Source organism: Salinicola sp. V024 (genome assembly GCF_052645315.1).
The window spans coordinates 162,181-179,871 of sequence record NZ_JBQXYB010000005.1 but is presented as its reverse complement, the minus strand read 5'-3'; the positions used below and the strand labels follow the sequence as shown (position 1 = coordinate 179,871).

Here is a 17,691-nt window from a genome sequence, read left to right as displayed (position 1 = left end):
ATCGTGGCGACACGAAAGGACACGGTTCCGGGAAGTCCACCCGGACTCGAATCAGGAGATCAACGATGAAGATCCAAGCCTGGCTGGCTTTGCCGGCCGCCCTCTGCCCCATGTTTCTGGCAGCACCGCTGCTTCTGGTCGCGCCCACGGCGCAGGCGGCCAATGCCGACGGCCTTTATCTCGGCGTGGGAACCGGCTTCAGCTCGCTGAAGAATGATGACGGCGATGTCGGCGACTTCATCGAATCCGGTAGCGACGACTTCGATATCGACGACGATGATGACAATGTCTACAAGGCGTTCGTCGGCTACGAGTACAACCGGTATTTCGCCACCGAGGCCTTCTACGCCGATCTCGGCAAGACCCGGCTCGAGGGCAATGATGGATCGAGCGCCGATCTCGAAAGTCATGCCTATGGCCTGAGTCTCGTCGGCAAGCTGCCGGTGACCGACTGGCTCGAACTCTTCGCCAAGGCTGGCATGGCCAAATGGAAAACCGATGTCACCGGTCATCTCGACAGTGCCTCGGCCCATATGGACGACAATGACGGCATCGACCCCGTCTATGGGGCGGGCGCTCAGCTCAACTTCCGTCCGCTGCTGGTCCGCGCCGAATACGAGCGCTACGACTTCGACAGCGATTACCAGATCGACTCTTTCACCGCTTCTGTCGGCTGGATGTTCTGAGCGTCGCTTGCCCTGAACGCAAGCTCCGAAACGTCTAAGAGCGCATTATCGCCATTCCATTCATGTCGTCTTCCGGTCGCCCTTGGGCGACCTTTTCGACTGTCGGCGGCTGAACTTGCAAAGATGAGGGTTTGACGACAAAACTGATAACGGTTTGACGACAACATTACAGACACAAGCTTTCTCGCCGCCATCATCGCCGAGCCCACTCGATCCAGGAAGGAACGCCGCCTCGACGCCATGTTAGCTCCTCGCTCGCTGATTCAAGACATCGCCCGCCAGATCCGCGCCCATCTACGCTCTCTGGTCGTTTTCCATCTCTTCTTCACGTTGCTGGCATCGGCAGTCTGGGTGCCGCTATCGGCCAACACGCTCTCCGGCCTGCTTCAGCGCATCGGTCGTCCGGTACTCAGCAATAACCAGATCGCGGACGTGGCGCTTTCCCCCTGGGGCTTGATCTGGCTGCTGACGGCAATCGTGCTCAGCTTTCTGGTGATCTTCCTGCAGCAGGCCGGCATGATGCTGGTCGTCTCGAGTCAGGCCGGCAACCGCTACCGGGTGGCGATGGGTTCGCTATGGCACGTGCTAAGACGCTTTCCGGCGCTGGTGACACTGACGTTTCTGCAGGTCGGCAGCCATCTGTTGCTCGCGGCACCGTTCGCCATCGGCCTGGCCCATTTGTACGGCGCCATGCTCGGCGATATCGAACCCTACATCCTGATTCATCTCAAGCCACCGGTGCTGTGGGAATTCCTGGCCGTCGCCGCCCCCATCTTTCTGGTCCTGGTGCTGCTCAGCGCCAAGCTCTACTTCCGCTGGTTTCTGGCACTGCCCGCCATGATGCTCGACGGCCTCAAGCCGATTGCCGCGCTGCGCCGCAGCCGTGAACTGACCCAGGGACGGCGTCTACGGATGGCGCTGATGGTCGTCGGCATCGCTCTGGTCGTGGCTGCCATTCCGATCGTCTTCAGCGTCGGGTTCAATACCCTGGGCGGCATCCTGCTCGGCAACCTGCCCGAACGCAACAGCGTGCTGGTCCCCGCGATGCTGGCCTACTTGGCGTTCTATATCGTCGCCACGATCGCCCTCACCTTTCTGGGCATCGCCGCCAACAGCATGCTGGTGATCACGCTTTACCATCGCGCTACCGGTCGAGCGACGGTATTCCGTCAGTCTTCCACGCCGCGGCGCACCGGGGTCATCGCCTGGGGCGCAGAGATCCTGCTGCTGGTGTTTGCCCTGGGCCAGGCGGGCTGGATACTGCACGGGTTCGAGATCAACGATCACGTCACCATCACCGCGCATCGCGGCAGCTCGCTGGTGGCACCGGAAAACACGATGGCATCGATGAATCAGGCCATCGCCGACGGAGCGGACTATCTCGAGCTGGATGTGCGTCTGAGCAGCGATGGTCAGGTGGTGGTCTCGCACGACAACAATCTGAGTCGGCTGACCGGGGTCGATCGCAACATCAGCGACATGACGCTCGAGGAGATCGAACGGGTCGATGTGGGCTCCTACTTCGGCGACGCCTTCATCGGCGAACGCATCCCCACCTTTCAGCAGGTGCTCGACAACGCCCAGGGCCGCATCGGTCTCTACGTCGAGCTCAAGCCTGCCCACGGCAACGCCGAGGAACTGACGCGCACGGTCATTGCGCAGTTGAAGGCCAGCCATATGAGCGAGCATGCCGTCATCGCTTCGCTTTCGCCGGACATCATCGACAGGATCAAAGCGATCGACTCCGATATGCGCACCACGCTGTTCATGCAGTTCGTGCTCCCCGGCGCGCTCAATACCACCGATGCCGACATCATCGGCCTGCGCCACACCCAGGCGACACCGAGCCTGTTACGGACCATCCACGGCACCGGCCGAAGTGTCGCGGTATGGACCGTCAACGGCATCGGCGACATGTCACGCTATATCGACATGGGTGTCGACAACATCATTACCGATCGGCCCGAGGCGCTGACCAGCATCCTCGCGGAGCGACGCGAGATGTCGGATGGCGAACTGCTGCTGGTGAAACTGCGCAACTGGCTACGGTCCTGAGGCGAAGCGGCTCGCTGCCTGACCGGCGGTCAGCTTGGCATATCCGCACCCAAAAAAAGCCGGCGCGAGGATATCGCGCCGGCTCGATGATTCCGCCGCCGAACTCAGCCCAGCGTTTCGCCCGCCAGCATGAACCACGTTTCGAGCACCGCATCCGGATTCAGGGAGACGGAGTCGATCCCCTGCTCCATCAGCCACTTGGCCAGCTCCGGATGGTCCGACGGTCCCTGACCGCAGATGCCCACGTACTTGCCCTGCGCCTTGCAGGCCTGAATCGCCATCGACAGCAGCTTCTTGACCGCCGGGTCCCGCTCGTCGAACAGGTGCGCAATGATCGCGGAATCGCGGTCCAGACCCAGCGTCAACTGGGTCAGGTCGTTGGAGCCGATGGAAAAGCCGTCGAAATGCTCGAGAAACTCATCCGCCAGCAGCGCGTTGGAGGGCAGCTCGCACATCATGATGATCTTCAGTCCATCCTCGCCGCGCTTGAGCCCGTTGGCCTCGAGCAGATCGACCACCGCCTTGCCCTCGGCGGGCGTGCGCACGAACGGCACCATGATCTCGACGTTTTTCAGCCCCATCTCGTCGCGAACGCGCTTCAACGCCCGGCACTCCAGCTCGAAGCAGGCCCGGAAGTCATCCGAGATATAACGCGATGCGCCTCGGAACCCCAGCATCGGATTCTCTTCGCCCGGCTCGTAGAGCTTGCCGCCGATCAGGTTCTCGTATTCGTTGGATTTGAAATCGGACAGTCGCACGATCACGCGCTTGGGATAGAACGCCGCCGCCAGCGTCGAAATCCCCTCGACCAGGCGATCGACATAGAAGCTGACCGGATCGGCATACCCCGCGATACGCAAATCGATGGTCTGCTGCAGATCGCTGGAGAGCTTGTCGTAATCCATCAGCGCCCGCGGGTGAACCCCGATCATGCGATTGATGATGAACTCGAGCCGCGCCAGCCCGATACCTTCGTTGGGCAGCCCCGCGAAAGCGAATGCCCGGTCCGGGTTACCCACGTTCATCATGATCTTGAACGGAATCTCCGGCATGCCATCGACGCTGGTGGTCTGGCAATCGTACTCGAGCTTGCCCTGATAGACGTGGCCGGTATCGCCCTCGGCGCAGGATACCGTCACCTCGACATCGTCTTGCAGCAACTCGGTGGCATCACCACAGCCGACCACTGCCGGAATACCCAATTCGCGGGCGATGATCGCCGCGTGGCAGGTGCGGCCACCGCGATTGGTCACGATAGCGGATGCGCGCTTCATGATCGGCTCCCAGTCGGGATCGGTCATGTCGGTCACCAGCACGTCGCCGGGCTGCACCTTGTGCATCTCTTCCGGCGACCCCACCAACTTGACCTTGCCCTGGCCGATGCGTTGACCGATGGCACGGCCTTCGACCAGCACGCGGCTCTTGCTCTTGAGCGTGAACCGTTCCAGCGTACCCACCTGCTGATTGGATACCACCGTTTCCGGCCGCGCCTGAACGATATAAAGCTTGCCGTCGTCACCGTCCCGAGCCCACTCGATATCCATCGGACGACCGTAATGCTGCTCGATGGTCACCGCCTGGCGCGCCAGCTCCATGACATCGTCATCGCTGAGGCAGAAACGCTGGCGATCCGCATGCGCGACATCGACGGTCTTGACCGATCGACCCGCAGCCGTATCGTCCGTATAGACCATCTTGAGCCGCTTGGATCCCAGCGTACGCCGCAATACGGCCGGCCGACCGGCGGCAAGCGTCGGCTTGTGGACGTAGAACTCGTCAGGATTGACCGCGCCCTGCACCACCGTCTCGCCCAGACCCCAGGCGCCGGTGACGAATACCGCATCGCGATAGCCGGACTCGGTGTCCAGCGTGAACATCACGCCGGCCGCCGCCGTCTCGGAGCGCACCATCTTCTGGACGCCGGCGGAGAGCGCGACGTTCTCGTGGGCGTAGCCGCGGTGCACACGATAGGAGATGGCACGATCATTGAACAACGAGGCGAAGACTTCATGAACCGCGCGTTTAACGTTGTCGAAGCCGTCGATGTTGAGAAAAGTTTCCTGCTGACCGGCGAACGAGGCGTCGGGCAGATCTTCGGCGGTGGCCGACGACCGAACCGCTACCTTGAGCTGGGGATGCTTGGCCTGCAACGTCTGATAGGCATCGGCCAGCGCCTGTTCGAAAGCCGGCGGCAGCGGCGTGTCGATCACCCATTGGCGAACTTTCTCGCCCACCTTGGCCAGCATCTCGGTGTCGTCGACGTCAAGCCGGGAAAGCTCGGCATTGATTCGATCGTTCAACCCATCATGGGCGAGAAACTCGCGATAGGCATGGGCCGTGGTGGCAAAGCCGCCCGGCACGGTAACGCCAGCGTCCGCCAGGTTGGAGATCATCTCTCCGAGTGAGGCGTTCTTGCCCCCGACGCGCTCGACGTCAGACATTCCCAATTGCTCGAAAGTGATGATGAAGGGTTCCAAAGTCATCTCCTGGTCGTCTCGGCTGGCCGCCGTTCATCGCCGTCTATCGAACATGGCTTATTGAACATGGCTCATTGAACATGGCGCGTTCCGCTGCACCTTGATGGAGCCAGAAGCTAACAGGCGGCCATAGGCTTAGCCAGAAGTTTAAGGGCGTAGAGTTTGGAGTATTTCTACAGGAATTCGGGGATTTTCAGGTTTCCTGTAGTCGCCGTCGCTCGACGGCAACGAGTTGCCCGCAGGGGGATTTTGGGCCGACAATGGGGGAATCGACACACTCGGATGAACGCCATGCCCCGCACCGCTTTCTTCATCTCCGACGGCACCGGTATTACGGCGGAAACTCTCGGCCGCAGCCTGCTTTCGCAGTTCGAAAACACCGAATTCATCCAGGTCACCAAGCCCTACATCGACACGCTCGACAAGGCCCGTTCGCTGGTCGGCATCATCGAAGCGACCGCCGAACGCGACGGCATTCGTCCGATCGTCATCGATACCATCGTCGATCAAGCGATCCGCAATATCGTCGCCGAGGCATCGGCGTTCAAGGTGGATATTTTCTCCACCTTCCTCGCGCCGCTGGAAGAAGAACTGGAGACGCATTCCACCTATACCGTCGGCCGCACCCACGCGATCGGCCGTGACGACGTCTATATGCATCGGATCGAGGCGGTCAATTTCGCCCTCGACAACGACGATGGGGCGAGGACGCATCAATATCAGGAGGCGGATGTCATCTTGATCGGCGTCTCCCGTTGCGGCAAGACGCCCACCTCGCTCTATCTCGCGCTGCAGTTCGGCATCCGCGCGGCCAACTATCCGCTGACCGAAGACGATCTCGACGAGAACGGGATTCTCAACCTGCCCCCCTCGCTGGCCAAGCACCGCCACAAGCTGTTCGGGTTGACCATCGATGCTCGTCGGCTGGCGGCCATTCGTACCGAGCGCCGGCCCGACAGTCGCTACTGCTCGATGGACCAATGCATGCAGGAGATCGGCCAGGCCGAAGCGCTGTACCGCCGCCACAATATCTCCTACATCGACACGACACGCTTCTCGATCGAGGAGATCTCGACCCGGATGATCAACGAATCCGGACTGCAGAGACGCTTCAGCCCGCGGTGAGCGGGCTGAAGGAGAGGCTCATGCACGGCCGAGCCGTGCGGCGGCTGTCGGGCGTCGCGTCATGAACCCCTAGCCCTAGCCCTAGTCCTAGTCACAAACCCTTGGGAGCGAAAATCCCTGGTGCGTTGCGCCAGTATCCCTTGTAGTCCATGCCAAAACCGAACACGTAGCGGTCGACGACCTCCAGCCCACAGTAGTCGGCCTTGAGGTTCGGCGTGGTCTTGCGGTCGTGACGCTTGTCGACCAGGACCGCCGTCGAGATGCTGGCAGCGCCGGCCTGTCGGCAGTAATCGAGTATCGCGGCGAGCGTCGCTCCTTCGTCGAGGATGTCATCGACGATCACCACATGACGGCCGGCCATCGGTACTTCCGGCGAAACGCGCCAGAACAGTTCGCCGCCCCGAATGCCGCCGCGATATCGTGTGGCATGGAGATAGTCGACTTCCAACGGAAATCCGAGCCGGGTCAGCAAGTGCCCGGTCGTGATCAGACCGCCATTCATGACGCAGTAGAAGACCGGAAGCTTATCGCCCAGCTCGCGGGTGATGTCGGCTGCCATGCGATCCAGCGCCTGCTCGACCTGAACCTGGTCGATCAGGCAGTCTGCGTTGTCCATCACTTCCTGCATCGAACTCAGGGCATCAATCGGTGGGGAGTCAGTCATTGTTTACCATTCACCATGAAAAACACGGCGACAGACCCGGACGCTGCCACCGTAGAAAATATCAATATCCACTATCGCTCATTCGGACTCGTTGAGCGCCTTGAGACGGGCATGGGTCCGCCGCCAGCGGGAGATGGCCGCCAGTGACTCAAGACTGGGCCGGGCGCGGGCGTAACGCAGTTTGGCGATGCGCTGGGCCTGGCGCCCTTCGCAGGCAGCGACCACCGCGCGGGCGTCGGCAGGGGCATTGCAGATCACCGCCATATCGCAACCGGCATTCCAGGCCGCCTCGGCGCGTTCACCCGGCGTTCCGGCGGTGTGGGCCGCGGCCATCGTCAAATCATCCGAGAAGATCGCGCCCTTGAAACCCAGCTCTTCGCGCAGCATGCCCAGCCAGCTGGGGGAGAAACCGGCCGGGCGATCGTCGAAGGCGGAATAAATGACGTGGGCCGGCATGATGCCGTCGAGCTTGCCTGCCAGCCGGGCGAACGGGATCAGGTCGTGCTCTCGCAGAGCGGCCAACGGCCGTGGATCTTCAGCGATCTTGAAATGAGAATCCTGACGCGCCCCGCCGTGACCCGGGAAATGCTTGCCGATCGCGACCAGGCCCGATTCGTGCAGCCCATCGACGAAAGCGCCAGCCAGCGCGCTCACCACTTCGGGATCCGGCGAAAAGCTGCGCGAGCCGATCGCCGGCGACTGATCGTCATCGAGGTCGAGGACCGGGGCAAAGGTCAGATCGAAACCGCAGGCCGCCATCTCCATGCCCAGCAGCCAACCGGTATCCTGCGTCAGCGTCAGTGCGGCCTCGGGAGACTCGGCGAACTGACGACCCAGCGTCGCCATGGCCGGTATCTGCGTCACGCCATCCTTCAGGCGCTGTACGCGGCCACCTTCCTGATCGACGGCCACCAGGATATCGGGACGACATTCGCGAATCTGGCCGATCAGCGCCTGGGTGGTGGCGACATCCGGCGTATTTCTGGCAAACAGCAAGACGCCACCGACCTCCGGGCGGGAGATCAACTGGCGCTCCTCATCACGCAGCCGCGTGCCTTCCACATCCAGCATGACCGGACCGAGAGGTTGAGTCATAGCAAACACCTGAGACCATTGAGCGCCCGATTCTAGACGACACCGAAGACGCATGACAGAGGCAGCGTGACGCAAGGCTATCCGGACACGCGATTCCGACGTCCTGTTCTGACGCCCTGTTTCGACGCCCTGTTCTGGCGCCCTATGGCATCCGCCTTGTGGCGTCGGTTCTATCGCTTCAATCGGCCAGCGGTGCGTGCGCCTCCAGCGCAGCGGGGAGCGGCGCCTGCATGCCGGCAACCACCACCGGGCGCAGATGCCGGATTAGCTCGCGTACCGTCATATGATCCTGATATTCGTTGTCGGCGATATCGCGCAGCGCATCCAGGCCGGAGAGCGTGAATACCACCGTGCCCAGCATGAAATGCAGCCGCCAGAATCGCTCGACGTCCGGTAAATCCGGCGTTGCCAGGCGCAGGCACTCGACGAAGCGATGAAAGGTTTCGCCGTAGTGCTCCTGAATATAACGCCGCAGATGCCCCTGAGCCTGGGTATAGGCGAGCCCGAGCAGCTTCATGAATATCTTGAGGCTATTGCGCTCGGCGGGCACCTCCAGAACGCTGGTGGCGAGCTGCTCGAGCAGGACCTCGAGCGGGATCTGCTTACCTCGATAGCGGGACTCCAGTTCATCGAGCGCCGTATTGAGACGCGCCGCGAACGGATCGAGGTAGCGGGCGAATACCGCCTGGATCAGCGACTTCTTGGATCCGAAATGGTAGTTCACCGCAGCCAGGTTCACCTTGGCCCGGGTAGTGATGTTGCGCAGCGAGGTTTCTGCGAAACCCTTCTCGGCGAACAGGATCTCCGCCGTATCGAGAATGCGAGTAACGGTATCGGGTGGAGCCATCTCATACCTCGCGCCTGAGAACAACGACTTAGAACGGTCATGATTCTAATCATTCGGGGACAGCCCGCACAATCAGGCATTCGGCCAGCCCATCGCCAGGTCCAGTCTGGAGCGATAAAGCCCCTTCCCTCATCGAAGATGACTGGATACAATTCCAGGCTGTATACATGAACACGCCTGGTCGCATGCCAGGTTCGAAACGCCTGGCGATTCAACAGGCCAGTACATGCCTGGCAATTCGACAGGCCCGCACATGCCTGGCAATTCGACAGGCCCGCACATGCCTGGCAATTCAACAGGCCCGCACACGCCTGACTGACATAGCGACACGGGCAAGGGAGAGACCGATGGCGAGACCCCTCACCGCACGGCAGCAGAATGTCTATGACTTTATCGTCAAGACAATGAGCGAATTCGGTTACCCACCGACGCGCGCCGAAATCGCCCGCGCACTGGGATTTCGGTCCCCCAATGCCGCGGAAGAGCATCTGCGCGCACTGGATCGCAAAGGCGTGATTCGGATGATCCCGGGCACTTCCCGCGGCATTCGTCTGCCGGCGAGTGCCGTCGAGCCCGAACCGGAGGAGGCTTCCCCCCTCGGCCTGCCGATCATCGGGAGCGTAGCCGCCGGTAGCCCGATGCTCGCCACCGAACATATCGATCGCTACTGCCCGCTACCGGCTGACTATTTCTCGCCGAGCGCGGACTATCTGCTGAGAGTTCGCGGTCTCTCCATGAAAGACGCCGGTATTTTCGATGGCGACCTGCTCGCCGTTCACCGTACTCAGCAGATTCGCAATGGCCAGATCGTCGTCGCAAGGCTCGAGGACGATGTCACCGTCAAACGCTTCCAGCGTGAAGGGCGCCGCGTCACGCTGCTCGCCGAGAATCCCGACTTCGAACCGATCGTGATCGACCTCGAGCATCAGCATCTCGAAATCGAAGGGCTTGGCGTCGGCGTCATCCGTGGCGGCAACGGCGCCGGCCTGCATTGATCGTGCTCTTCTAGCGACATGCGCAAGATTCTGCACGCCGACTGCGACTGTTTCTACGCCGCTGTCGAAATGCGCGACGATCCCGCGCTGAAGGAAGTCCCTCTGGCGATCGGCGGCAGCGCCGATCGTCGTGGTGTTGTGGCGACCTGCAACTATCCCGCTCGACACTACGGCGTGCATTCGGCCATGCCCACGGCCAGAGCATTGCGACTCTGCCCTCAGCTGAAAATTCTGCCGCCAGACTTCAACAAGTACCGAGATGTCTCCCAACAGATTCAGGCCATCTTCCATGAACTGACACCGTGGGTCGAACCGCTGTCTCTCGACGAGGCCTACCTCGACGTCACCGAGGTCACCCGATTTCAAGGCAGTGCTACCTGGATGGCCCAGTGGCTGAAGCAGGAAGCGTTGGAGAGAACCGGCATCGTGATCTCGGTCGGAGTCGCGCCCAACAAGTTTCTTGCCAAGATAGCCAGCGACTGGGACAAACCCGACGGCCTGTTCGTGATTCCCCCCGAGCAGACGGAGTCCTTCATCACCGACCTGCCGGTCAAGAAACTCCACGGCGTCGGGCCGGCCACCGCCGCCAAGCTCGACTCGCTGGGCATCGCCAACTGCGCCGATTTACGCGCCCAGCCGCTGGACCGATTACTCGATCAGTTCGGCAAGTTCGGGCAGCGCCTTCACGAACTGGCCCAAGGTATCGACGAGCGACCGGTCAATGTCTCCCGCGAACGCAAGTCGGTCAGCGTGGAAACCACCTATGATCGCGATCTACCGGCGCTGGCCAGTTGCCATCAGGCGCTGATACCGCTGATCGAGAAACTGCACGAACGGCTGGCGAGGCACGGCGATCCCGCCATCAACAAGCAGTTCATCAAGGTACGTTTCAACGACTTCGCCAGCACCACCCAGGAAACCGGCGCCAGCGGGATTATCGACGCGCGATTTCACGAGCTGCTCGAGAGCGCCTGGCATCGCGGGGAACGGCCGGTCAGACTGTTGGGCGTCGGCGTGCGCCTGCTTCCGGAGCAGGATCAACGTCAGCTGACGCTGTTCGAGGACATCGACCCGACGGACGCGGTCTGAGCGTTATCGCCTCGCGTCTCTCGCTGCCACCTCGCAGCCCGCCGTCGCTCGTCTCCTCGCGTCGGGCGACCGTTCTCGGCGCTAGCGGCGTCAGGAAAAAACCACGGTCTTGTTACCCTGAATGAGCACCCGATCCTGCAGGTGCCAGCGCAAGCCGCGGGCGAGCACGGCCTTTTCCACGTCGCGGCCCAGGCGCACCAGATCCTGGGGCGTGTGGCAGTGCGACACGCGCTGGATGTCCTGCTCGATGATCGGCCCGGCGTCCAGATCCTCGGTGACGAAGTGACAGGTGGCTCCGATCAGCTTGACGCCGCGCTCGAACGCCTGGTGGTACGGTTTGGCGCCGGCGAAGGACGGCAGGAAGCTGTGATGGATATTGATCACCCGGCCCGCATAGCGCTGGCAGATATCGGGTGGCAGGATCTGCATGTACCGGGCGAGTACCACGCTATCGGCCTGTGCGGCCTCGATCAGACGTTCGGTCTCGGCAAAGGCGGGAGCCTTGTCGTCGGGATCCACCGGGACGTGATGAAACGCTATCCCGTACCACTCCACCAGCGAGCGCAACGCCTCATGGTTGGAGATCACGCAGGGAATATCGCAGTCGAGCTCCCCGACCGACCAGCGATAGAGCAGATCGACCAGACAGTGGGATTCTCGCGAGACCATGATGACCACGCGCTGACGGCGGGCGGAATCGGTGAGCCGCCAGGTCATCTCGAACGCTTCGGCAATGGGCGCGAACGCTTGCCGAAAGGCCTCGGCACTCAAGGTGTCCGACTGAATATCGTAACGCATGAAGAAGCGTCCGACGTCCAGGTCGGAGTGCTGGTTGGCTTCGATGATCGAACCGTTTTGTGCCGCGATGAATCCTGCCACGCGAGAGACGATCCCGACGCGATCGGGGCATGAGACGATCAGACGATAATGGTGCGACATAACTCTCGCGCGACTCCTGCTGGGTGGCTCGAATGCAGAAAACTCGAGTCAGGGAAATTCAGATCAGAGAAATTCGAAATATAAACATACGACGGGATCAGGACACGACGCGAAACGGTCACGATTCGGGTATGGCCAAACGTCATGGCAGCTCACCATGAAACCTTCCCGTGAAACCTCTCCATAAAACCCCGATGCACATCGAGTGGCTCGGCAATCGGGAAGCTGCCACAGGCATCGCCGAGACTGCTTGGTAAAACGAGGGCGCTCTGCCTGACGCAGAAACGCAATCCCGGCCGACGCGCCGACTATAAACGCCTGACAGACGTGCAGGGTATAACGTCGCTGTGGCCCGCCTGACACCTCGCCGGGCCGCATTGTACCCGATCCCTCGATGACGGCCAGCGCAACGCGAGGTTTGAGCGGGCCGAGAGGCATGACTTATAGTGAAACCAGATTTCACCCTTTAAGGATGCCGATGTTCCGTCCGCGCGCGCAGATACGCCCCCGCTCTTACCCACCGCTGCTGTTCCATCCCCTGGGTGGCTGCGGTGAAATCGGCATGAACCTGTCGCTCTACGGCTATGACGGCAACTGGATTGGCGTCGATTGCGGGATGATGATCCGCCAGGACCTGCCGGATCAGCCTTTGCAGATTCCCGATATCGAACATCTGGCGACCAATGCCATGGTGCCCTCGGCGGTCTTCATCACCCACGGCCATGAGGATCATCTGGGCGCTCTCGCCTGGATCTGGCCGCGCTGGAACTGCCCGGTCTATGCCACTCCGTTCGCGATCGAAATGCTGCGTAGCAAATTTCTCGAACAGGGCCTCAGGACCGATGCCCTCAAGCCGATTCAACCCGGCGCCTGCGTCGCCATCGGTTCGTTCGAGGTAACCTTCCTGCCGGTAACGCACTCGATACCGGAGAGTTGCGCGCTCTCGATCATTACGCCCCGCCACCGCATCCTGCACACCGGCGACTGGAAACTGGACGAGCGACCGCTCATCGGCGCGCCGCTCTCCGCTGCCCAGTTCAAGGCATTGGCGCCGGTCGACCTGGTCGTGGCCGATTCGACCAACGCCGATGTCGAAGGGCATTCACGCAGCGAAACGGAAGCTGCCAGCGCGCTGGAAGCGGTCATCGAGAATTGTCGCGGGCGTGTCATCGTCAGTTGCTTCGCCAGCAACATTGCGCGGATCAAGGCGCTGGGGAAGATCGCAGAACACACTGGGCGACGAGTCGCGCTGCTCGGCCGCTCGATGGAGCGCATGGTCGCGATTGCGCTCCAGCTCGGCTATCTGGACGACTTTCCCCCTCGGGTCCCGGCGCATGATCTGGGTTATCTGCTACCCGAGGAAGTGCTGATCATCGCCACCGGCAGTCAGGGCGAGCCGCGTTCGGCGCTATCGCGGATGGCGCAGGGCCGACACTCTGCCGTCGATCTACAGCCCCAGGACGACGTGATCTTTTCGGCTCGCGCCATTCCCGGCAACGAGCGACTCATCGGTCGCCTCAAGGCCGGCTTCAAGCGAATCGGCGTCAACATCCATGACGAACACACGGACCCCGCGCTCCATGCCTCTGGGCACCCGGCTCGCGAGGAACTGCGCCAACTCTATGCCTGGCTGCAGCCGAAGATGTTGCTGCCGGTCCATGGCGAAGCCACACACCAGGAAGCCCATCGCGAACTGGCTACGGCGCTCGGCATCCATGTCCCCCAATTGGTCAATAACGGCAACGTGCTGGCGCTGGAATCCGAGACGCTGGTAATGAAAGACCAGCATCATTTGCGACCTCAGTTGATCGCCTCACGCATGCGACCCGGTGAACGAACGTCGCCGGTATCGGCCCGCCAGCATGCGTTGACATTGTCGCTGGCGCTCAACGTGCTGCCGACCGAAACCGGTTGGACCCGCATCGGCCGACTGCTGTGGGATAGCGAAGTTGCGCTACCGCTCGACGAAGAGGCGCTGGCCGACTGGCTGGATGATCGAATCGACATGATTCCGGCCGAAACGCTATTACAACTGCGCCAGCAGCTCTTTGGCCCTCTACGCGAGTGGTTGCACGAACGACTGCCGGCGCTGCCGGAAATCCACCTGCAGTTGATGCCTGCGGACCCTCAGCCGGAATATGAAGTGCGCTCGGTATCTTCTCGCTGAATCATCGATAGAAAAAGCGCGTCCGTTGTATAACGAACGCGCTTCTTTCGACTGGCCAGCACCCACCCGGTCTGACCTAGATGACCTTACCGCTAGCGACAATAGCGAATAAGGTTCCGGACATCGCGATCCGATTCAGCCTTTGTTGGCATTCTTCGGCGGGCGGCCGCGACGCTTGCGCGGCTGCTCTCCCACCAGATCATCCATCGACAATCCAGCGCTATTCATCGCCTCGCGGATTTCGGCCAGCTTCTTCTGCTTGTCAGCCTCTTCCTTTAGACGCTCGTGATCTTCTTCCTGCTTCTGTTCGATCACTTCGACGATGACTTCGGAGAGCTTATGTAACTGCTCCATGCTCAGTTGACGTGCAGCGGCACGCGCAACGTTTTTATTACGAGCGATGCGTTCCAGAGACTCGGTGGACATCGTCCTCTCCTTGCTAGATTTCGACACGACATTAGGCCGGATGTTTTGTTGAAAGTATATTCTCACCACCCCTTTTGGCAAGAAATTAAATCAAAAAAGGCACGCCTATTAAGCGTGCCTTTTTTGATTCAAATACTTTCCGGGGTTAATGGTAAAGCGCTTCAACCACCCGTCATATTCATGAAGCGAACAACTTGCACGTCTCCGTCCGTCGAGAAATGATGACGCTCCGGCTTCAAATCCATCGCCTCGATAATCTGCTCCTTGAGAGGTTCCAGTTCGCCCGGATAGCGACGCAAGGTATCGCGCAGATCCACCGAGTGCTCGTTACCCAAGCAGAGCAACAACCTGCCCTCGACCGTGACGCGCACACGATTGCAAGTGCTGCAGAAATTGTGGCTATGGGGAGAAATGAAGCCGACACGACTCTCGCTGCCGGGCATGCGGAAGTAGCGCGACGGCCCCAGAGTCGATTCCGTCGACGGCATGAGAGCGTAGCGAGACTCGATGCGGGACTGTACGTCATCGCTCGAGTAAAAGGTTTCTCCACGCGAGTGATCCGAGACATCCCCCAACGGCATTTCTTCGATGAAACTGATATCCAGCTGCTCGGTGCGGGCGAAGTCGACCAGATCCAGCACTTCATCGTCATTGCGTCCACGCAGAATGACGGCGTTGAGCTTGATACGTTCGAAGCCGGCATCCTGCGCGGCGTGGATACCGTCTATGACCTTGCCCAGATCTCCGGTTCGGGTCAGCCGCTTGAACCGTTCGGGATCGAGAGAATCCAGACTGATATTGAGACGAGTCATGCCACCCGCTTTCAGCGACCGCGCGTAACGGGGCAGGCTGGCCCCGTTGGTGGTCATGGCAAAATCCTTCAGACCCGGCAGGCCACCGATGTCTGCCACCAGATCATCGATCCCCTTGCGTACCAGCGGTTCGCCGCCGGTGAGCCGTATCTTTTCGACGCCCAGCTCAGTGAAAGCGCGCGCGACCTGATGCAATTCTTCGAGCGTCAGGACCTGGGCTCTCGGCAGGAATGTCATCTCTTCGCTCATGCAGTAAACGCAGCGAAAATCACAGCGGTCGGTGACCGAAATTCGTACGTACCGAACCTGACGCGAAAACTTGTCGATCAAAGCGGTCATGAATGCTCCCAGCGATCCGCAGCTTCGCGGTCGCTTTGCCGTTCCGAGACCCAATAGGAGCCACTCTCGGTGTGCTCCTTTTTCCAGAAAGGGGCCCGCGTTTTCAAAGTGTCCATGATGAAGTCACACGCCTCGAAAGCCGCGTGACGATGTGCGCTAGCCGCCATCGCGAGAACGATGGCCTCTCCCGGCTCTAGACGACCAATGCGATGAATGATGGTGACGCCCTGTAACGACCAGCGGTCACTGGCTTCCTGAGCTATCGCGTGAAGCGCCTTCTCGGTCATCCCCGGAAAGTGTTCCAGGGTCAGCGCCGTCACGTCGGGACGCTCGTTGAAGTCGCGCACCCATCCGGTAAAACTGACCACGGCGCCGATGTCGCAACGACTCTCTGTCAGTGCGAGCTGTTCAGCGCCAACGTCGAAAGTCGTCTGCTGAACCCTTATCGCTATCGTCATGTGTCCCCTCCGTTCAACCACCGGTGACCGGCGGGAAGAAAGCGATTTCGTCACTCGGCGCTATCGGAGCATCATCCTGACTCATGGCCTGATTGAGCGCGCAAAGAACGCGCTGATGCAGCAATGCCTTGAATTTGGGATCCCGGTCGATCAATGCCAGCTTGATGCCCGCGATATCGCGAGACGGAATCCGCTCCCAATCCAGCGTCAATTCGGCGATGGCGAAGCGTTCCCGAAGCTCGGCGAGAAAGTGTATCGTGACGGTGTTCGCGACGGATGACGCCTCCTCATTGAATGCCGCAATCTCGTCCGATTCAGGCCCTGATTCACGCGACCAGTCACCGGAGCGTCCGCCGCGTTTTTCTTCCAGGCGGACGCCGTCGATAGTCATCCCCTTGTCGACCGCCTTGCACATGTCATAAAGCGTCAGGCACGCGACCGAGACCGCTGTCAGTGCTTCCATCTCGACACCCGTGCGCCCATTGAGACGACAGAACGCCTCGACATGCACGCAGTTTTGCGACGTATCCAGCCTGAATTCGACGCTGACTTTCGATAGTGCCAGTGCATGACACAGCGGGATCAGTTCGTGGGTTCGCTTGGCGGCCTGGATGCCGGCAATTCGGGCAGTCGCAAGGACGTCTCCCTTTGGCAGTCCGCCTTCGGCCAGCAGTGCCAAAGTCGCAGCCTGCATGTGAATCGCACCACAGGCACGCGCTTCACGTCGCGTCTCCTGTTTATCGGCGACATCGACCATATGCGCTTCGCCTCGCGCGTTGAGATGCGTGAGCGTCATGCGGATTTCGCCTCGCTTCTAATCGTGTGAGATCAAACGGACAGTGTAGTGTGGCTGGCGCGTTGATGCCTGTCATTCACATGGCACACATCATGACAGATCGATAGAAAGGCCGACTCCGGAGCGGATCGTTCAATTTCGCTCGGCCTGCTCACGGATCGCCCAATCGACGATCCAGTCGAGAATCGCCTCGCGATCGTCCAGCTCGAGCCGGGCCACTTTCGCCGGCAATCGCGCCAGAATCTGCGGCGGTGTGTCCGCGGATTTGAAGGCTATCGCTTCGACCCAAGCATCGTGCTCGGCCAGCAGCGGTCGGCCATCATCGCCGCGATACAGTTCCAGCTTGGGAATCGGCCACGTCTTGAACCCTTCGACCAGAATCAACGCGGGTTTCAGGGCCGCGACCTGCGCCACCAGCGCCGGCAGGTCTGGTTCCTGCTGGCCGGGGGTTTCCATCATCAGCGCGAAGCGCCGTCCGGAGGCCACGACCATCGGCGCCGCACCGGCCTCTCGCAGGCGGTGGCTATCTTTACCCGGCGTATCGATGTCGAATTCATGGTGGGCGTGCTTGATCACCGCCGCCGGCCAACCACGCTGGCGTAACCCTGGCAGCAAGGCTTCCAGCAGCGTCGTCTTGCCGGTACCGCTCCAGGCAGCAACGCCGAGCAGCGGAATCGAGCCTTTGGCAAGGATGACGTCATGAGGCATGACAGCACCCGGA

Annotated in this window: 16 protein-coding genes; 6 read left to right on the top strand and 10 right to left on the bottom strand. The window is 60.9% G+C overall.

Translation table 11 applies throughout. The features are described from left to right. Window positions 1-65: 65 nt before the first annotated feature. Together ACUN9V_RS10155 and ACUN9V_RS10150 are read left to right on the top strand one after the other, a co-directional pair. A complete protein-coding gene (locus ACUN9V_RS10155) occupies window positions 66-686 on the top strand; it encodes a porin family protein (RefSeq protein WP_083627760.1) in 621 nt (206 codons plus the stop codon). Between the two features lie 240 nt (window positions 687-926). Beyond that, window positions 927-2,741 carry a glycerophosphodiester phosphodiesterase family protein gene (locus tag ACUN9V_RS10150; RefSeq protein WP_445511290.1) on the top strand — a complete coding sequence of 605 codons (1,815 nt, stop codon included), beginning with the start codon at window positions 927-929 and terminating at the stop codon, window positions 2,739-2,741. 104 nt (window positions 2,742-2,845) lie between these two features. Here ACUN9V_RS10150 and ppsA read toward each other — a convergent pair whose 3' ends face one another. Beyond that, a complete protein-coding gene (ppsA, locus tag ACUN9V_RS10145) occupies window positions 2,846-5,224 on the bottom strand; it encodes a phosphoenolpyruvate synthase (protein WP_445511289.1) in 2,379 nt (792 codons plus the stop codon). A 285-nt stretch (window positions 5,225-5,509) separates the two neighbouring features. Between ppsA and ppsR the strand changes: the two genes are divergently transcribed. Next, window positions 5,510-6,343, top strand: coding sequence for a posphoenolpyruvate synthetase regulatory kinase/phosphorylase PpsR (ppsR, locus tag ACUN9V_RS10140; RefSeq protein WP_075562036.1), 834 nt, complete (start codon window positions 5,510-5,512; stop codon window positions 6,341-6,343). Between the two features lie 91 nt (window positions 6,344-6,434). Here the strand turns inward: ppsR and ACUN9V_RS10135 are convergent, their stop codons facing one another. The 3 genes from ACUN9V_RS10135 to ACUN9V_RS10125 form a co-directional block, all read right to left on the bottom strand. Next, complete coding sequence (locus ACUN9V_RS10135; RefSeq protein WP_445511288.1) at window positions 6,435-7,007, bottom strand: hypoxanthine-guanine phosphoribosyltransferase; 573 nt, start codon at window positions 7,005-7,007, stop codon at window positions 6,435-6,437. 78 nt (window positions 7,008-7,085) lie between these two features. Continuing rightward, the gene (gene nagZ, locus ACUN9V_RS10130; protein WP_445511287.1) at window positions 7,086-8,102 is read right to left on the bottom strand and encodes a beta-N-acetylhexosaminidase; all 1,017 of its coding nucleotides are present in this window, start codon (window positions 8,100-8,102) and stop codon (window positions 7,086-7,088) included. Window positions 8,103-8,280: 178 nt separating this feature from the next. Further along, window positions 8,281-8,949, bottom strand: coding sequence for a TetR/AcrR family transcriptional regulator (locus ACUN9V_RS10125; RefSeq protein WP_445511286.1), 669 nt, complete (start codon window positions 8,947-8,949; stop codon window positions 8,281-8,283). A gap of 347 nt (window positions 8,950-9,296) precedes the next feature. Here ACUN9V_RS10125 and lexA point away from each other — a divergent pair, with 347 nt between their 5' ends. Further along, on the top strand, window positions 9,297-9,944 hold the full coding sequence (lexA, locus tag ACUN9V_RS10120; RefSeq protein WP_075562032.1) for a transcriptional repressor LexA: 648 nt from the start codon (window positions 9,297-9,299) through the stop codon (window positions 9,942-9,944). 18 nt (window positions 9,945-9,962) lie between these two features. Next, window positions 9,963-11,033, top strand: a complete 1,071-nt coding sequence (gene dinB / locus ACUN9V_RS10115) for a DNA polymerase IV (RefSeq protein ID WP_445511285.1) — start codon at window positions 9,963-9,965, stop codon at window positions 11,031-11,033. Window positions 11,034-11,123: 90 nt separating this feature from the next. Here the strand turns inward: dinB and purU are convergent, their stop codons facing one another. After that, entirely contained in the window at window positions 11,124-11,972 is an 849-nt protein-coding gene (purU, locus tag ACUN9V_RS10110; protein WP_110691680.1) for a formyltetrahydrofolate deformylase, read from the bottom strand. Between the two features lie 478 nt (window positions 11,973-12,450). Here purU and ACUN9V_RS10105 point away from each other — a divergent pair, with 478 nt between their 5' ends. Beyond that, on the top strand, window positions 12,451-14,139 hold the full coding sequence (locus tag ACUN9V_RS10105) for a ribonuclease J (protein ID WP_445511284.1): 1,689 nt from the start codon (window positions 12,451-12,453) through the stop codon (window positions 14,137-14,139). 135 nt (window positions 14,140-14,274) lie between these two features. Here the strand turns inward: ACUN9V_RS10105 and ACUN9V_RS10100 are convergent, their stop codons facing one another. The 5 genes from ACUN9V_RS10100 to mobB form a co-directional block, all read right to left on the bottom strand. Continuing rightward, window positions 14,275-14,565 (bottom strand): H-NS family histone-like protein, encoded by a 291-nt coding sequence (locus tag ACUN9V_RS10100; protein ID WP_075562029.1) that lies wholly within the window; start codon window positions 14,563-14,565, stop codon window positions 14,275-14,277. Between the two features lie 161 nt (window positions 14,566-14,726). Continuing rightward, window positions 14,727-15,716, bottom strand: a complete 990-nt coding sequence (gene moaA / locus ACUN9V_RS10095) for a GTP 3',8-cyclase MoaA (RefSeq protein WP_075562028.1) — start codon at window positions 15,714-15,716, stop codon at window positions 14,727-14,729. Further along, window positions 15,713-16,174: a molybdopterin synthase catalytic subunit MoaE gene (gene moaE / locus ACUN9V_RS10090; protein WP_075562027.1), complete on the bottom strand. Its 462-nt coding sequence runs from the start codon at window positions 16,172-16,174 to the stop codon at window positions 15,713-15,715. The genes moaA and moaE overlap by 4 nt, the downstream gene beginning before the upstream one ends. A 13-nt stretch (window positions 16,175-16,187) precedes the next feature. Then, window positions 16,188-16,970 (bottom strand): cyclic pyranopterin monophosphate synthase MoaC, encoded by a 783-nt coding sequence (gene moaC / locus ACUN9V_RS10085; protein WP_075562026.1) that lies wholly within the window; start codon window positions 16,968-16,970, stop codon window positions 16,188-16,190. A 132-nt stretch (window positions 16,971-17,102) separates the two neighbouring features. Further along, a complete protein-coding gene (mobB, locus tag ACUN9V_RS10080) occupies window positions 17,103-17,678 on the bottom strand; it encodes a molybdopterin-guanine dinucleotide biosynthesis protein B (protein WP_445511341.1) in 576 nt (191 codons plus the stop codon). Window positions 17,679-17,691 lie beyond the last annotated feature (13 nt).

What these genes read in the sequence shown, in the direction of transcription:
- dinB (WP_445511285.1), top strand. Translation starts at nt 9,963, where the DNA reads ATGCGCAAGATTCTGCACGCCGACTGCGACTGTTTCTACGCCGCTGTC.
- ACUN9V_RS10155 (WP_083627760.1), top strand. Translation starts at nt 66, where the DNA reads ATGAAGATCCAAGCCTGGCTGGCTTTGCCGGCCGCCCTCTGCCCCATG.
- ppsA (WP_445511289.1), bottom strand. Translation starts at nt 5,224, where the DNA reads ATGACTTTGGAACCCTTCATCATCACTTTCGAGCAATTGGGAATGTCT.
- ACUN9V_RS10150 (WP_445511290.1), top strand. Translation starts at nt 927, where the DNA reads ATGTTAGCTCCTCGCTCGCTGATTCAAGACATCGCCCGCCAGATCCGC.
- purU (WP_110691680.1), bottom strand. Translation starts at nt 11,972, where the DNA reads ATGTCGCACCATTATCGTCTGATCGTCTCATGCCCCGATCGCGTCGGG.
- nagZ (WP_445511287.1), bottom strand. Translation starts at nt 8,102, where the DNA reads ATGACTCAACCTCTCGGTCCGGTCATGCTGGATGTGGAAGGCACGCGG.
- ACUN9V_RS10135 (WP_445511288.1), bottom strand. Translation starts at nt 7,007, where the DNA reads ATGACTGACTCCCCACCGATTGATGCCCTGAGTTCGATGCAGGAAGTG.
- moaE (WP_075562027.1), bottom strand. Translation starts at nt 16,174, where the DNA reads ATGACGATAGCGATAAGGGTTCAGCAGACGACTTTCGACGTTGGCGCT.
- ACUN9V_RS10125 (WP_445511286.1), bottom strand. Translation starts at nt 8,949, where the DNA reads ATGGCTCCACCCGATACCGTTACTCGCATTCTCGATACGGCGGAGATC.
- moaC (WP_075562026.1), bottom strand. Translation starts at nt 16,970, where the DNA reads ATGACGCTCACGCATCTCAACGCGCGAGGCGAAGCGCATATGGTCGAT.
- ACUN9V_RS10105 (WP_445511284.1), top strand. Translation starts at nt 12,451, where the DNA reads ATGTTCCGTCCGCGCGCGCAGATACGCCCCCGCTCTTACCCACCGCTG.
- moaA (WP_075562028.1), bottom strand. Translation starts at nt 15,716, where the DNA reads ATGACCGCTTTGATCGACAAGTTTTCGCGTCAGGTTCGGTACGTACGA.
- lexA (WP_075562032.1), top strand. Translation starts at nt 9,297, where the DNA reads ATGGCGAGACCCCTCACCGCACGGCAGCAGAATGTCTATGACTTTATC.
- ppsR (WP_075562036.1), top strand. Translation starts at nt 5,510, where the DNA reads ATGCCCCGCACCGCTTTCTTCATCTCCGACGGCACCGGTATTACGGCG.
- ACUN9V_RS10100 (WP_075562029.1), bottom strand. Translation starts at nt 14,565, where the DNA reads ATGTCCACCGAGTCTCTGGAACGCATCGCTCGTAATAAAAACGTTGCG.
- mobB (WP_445511341.1), bottom strand. Translation starts at nt 17,678, where the DNA reads ATGCCTCATGACGTCATCCTTGCCAAAGGCTCGATTCCGCTGCTCGGC.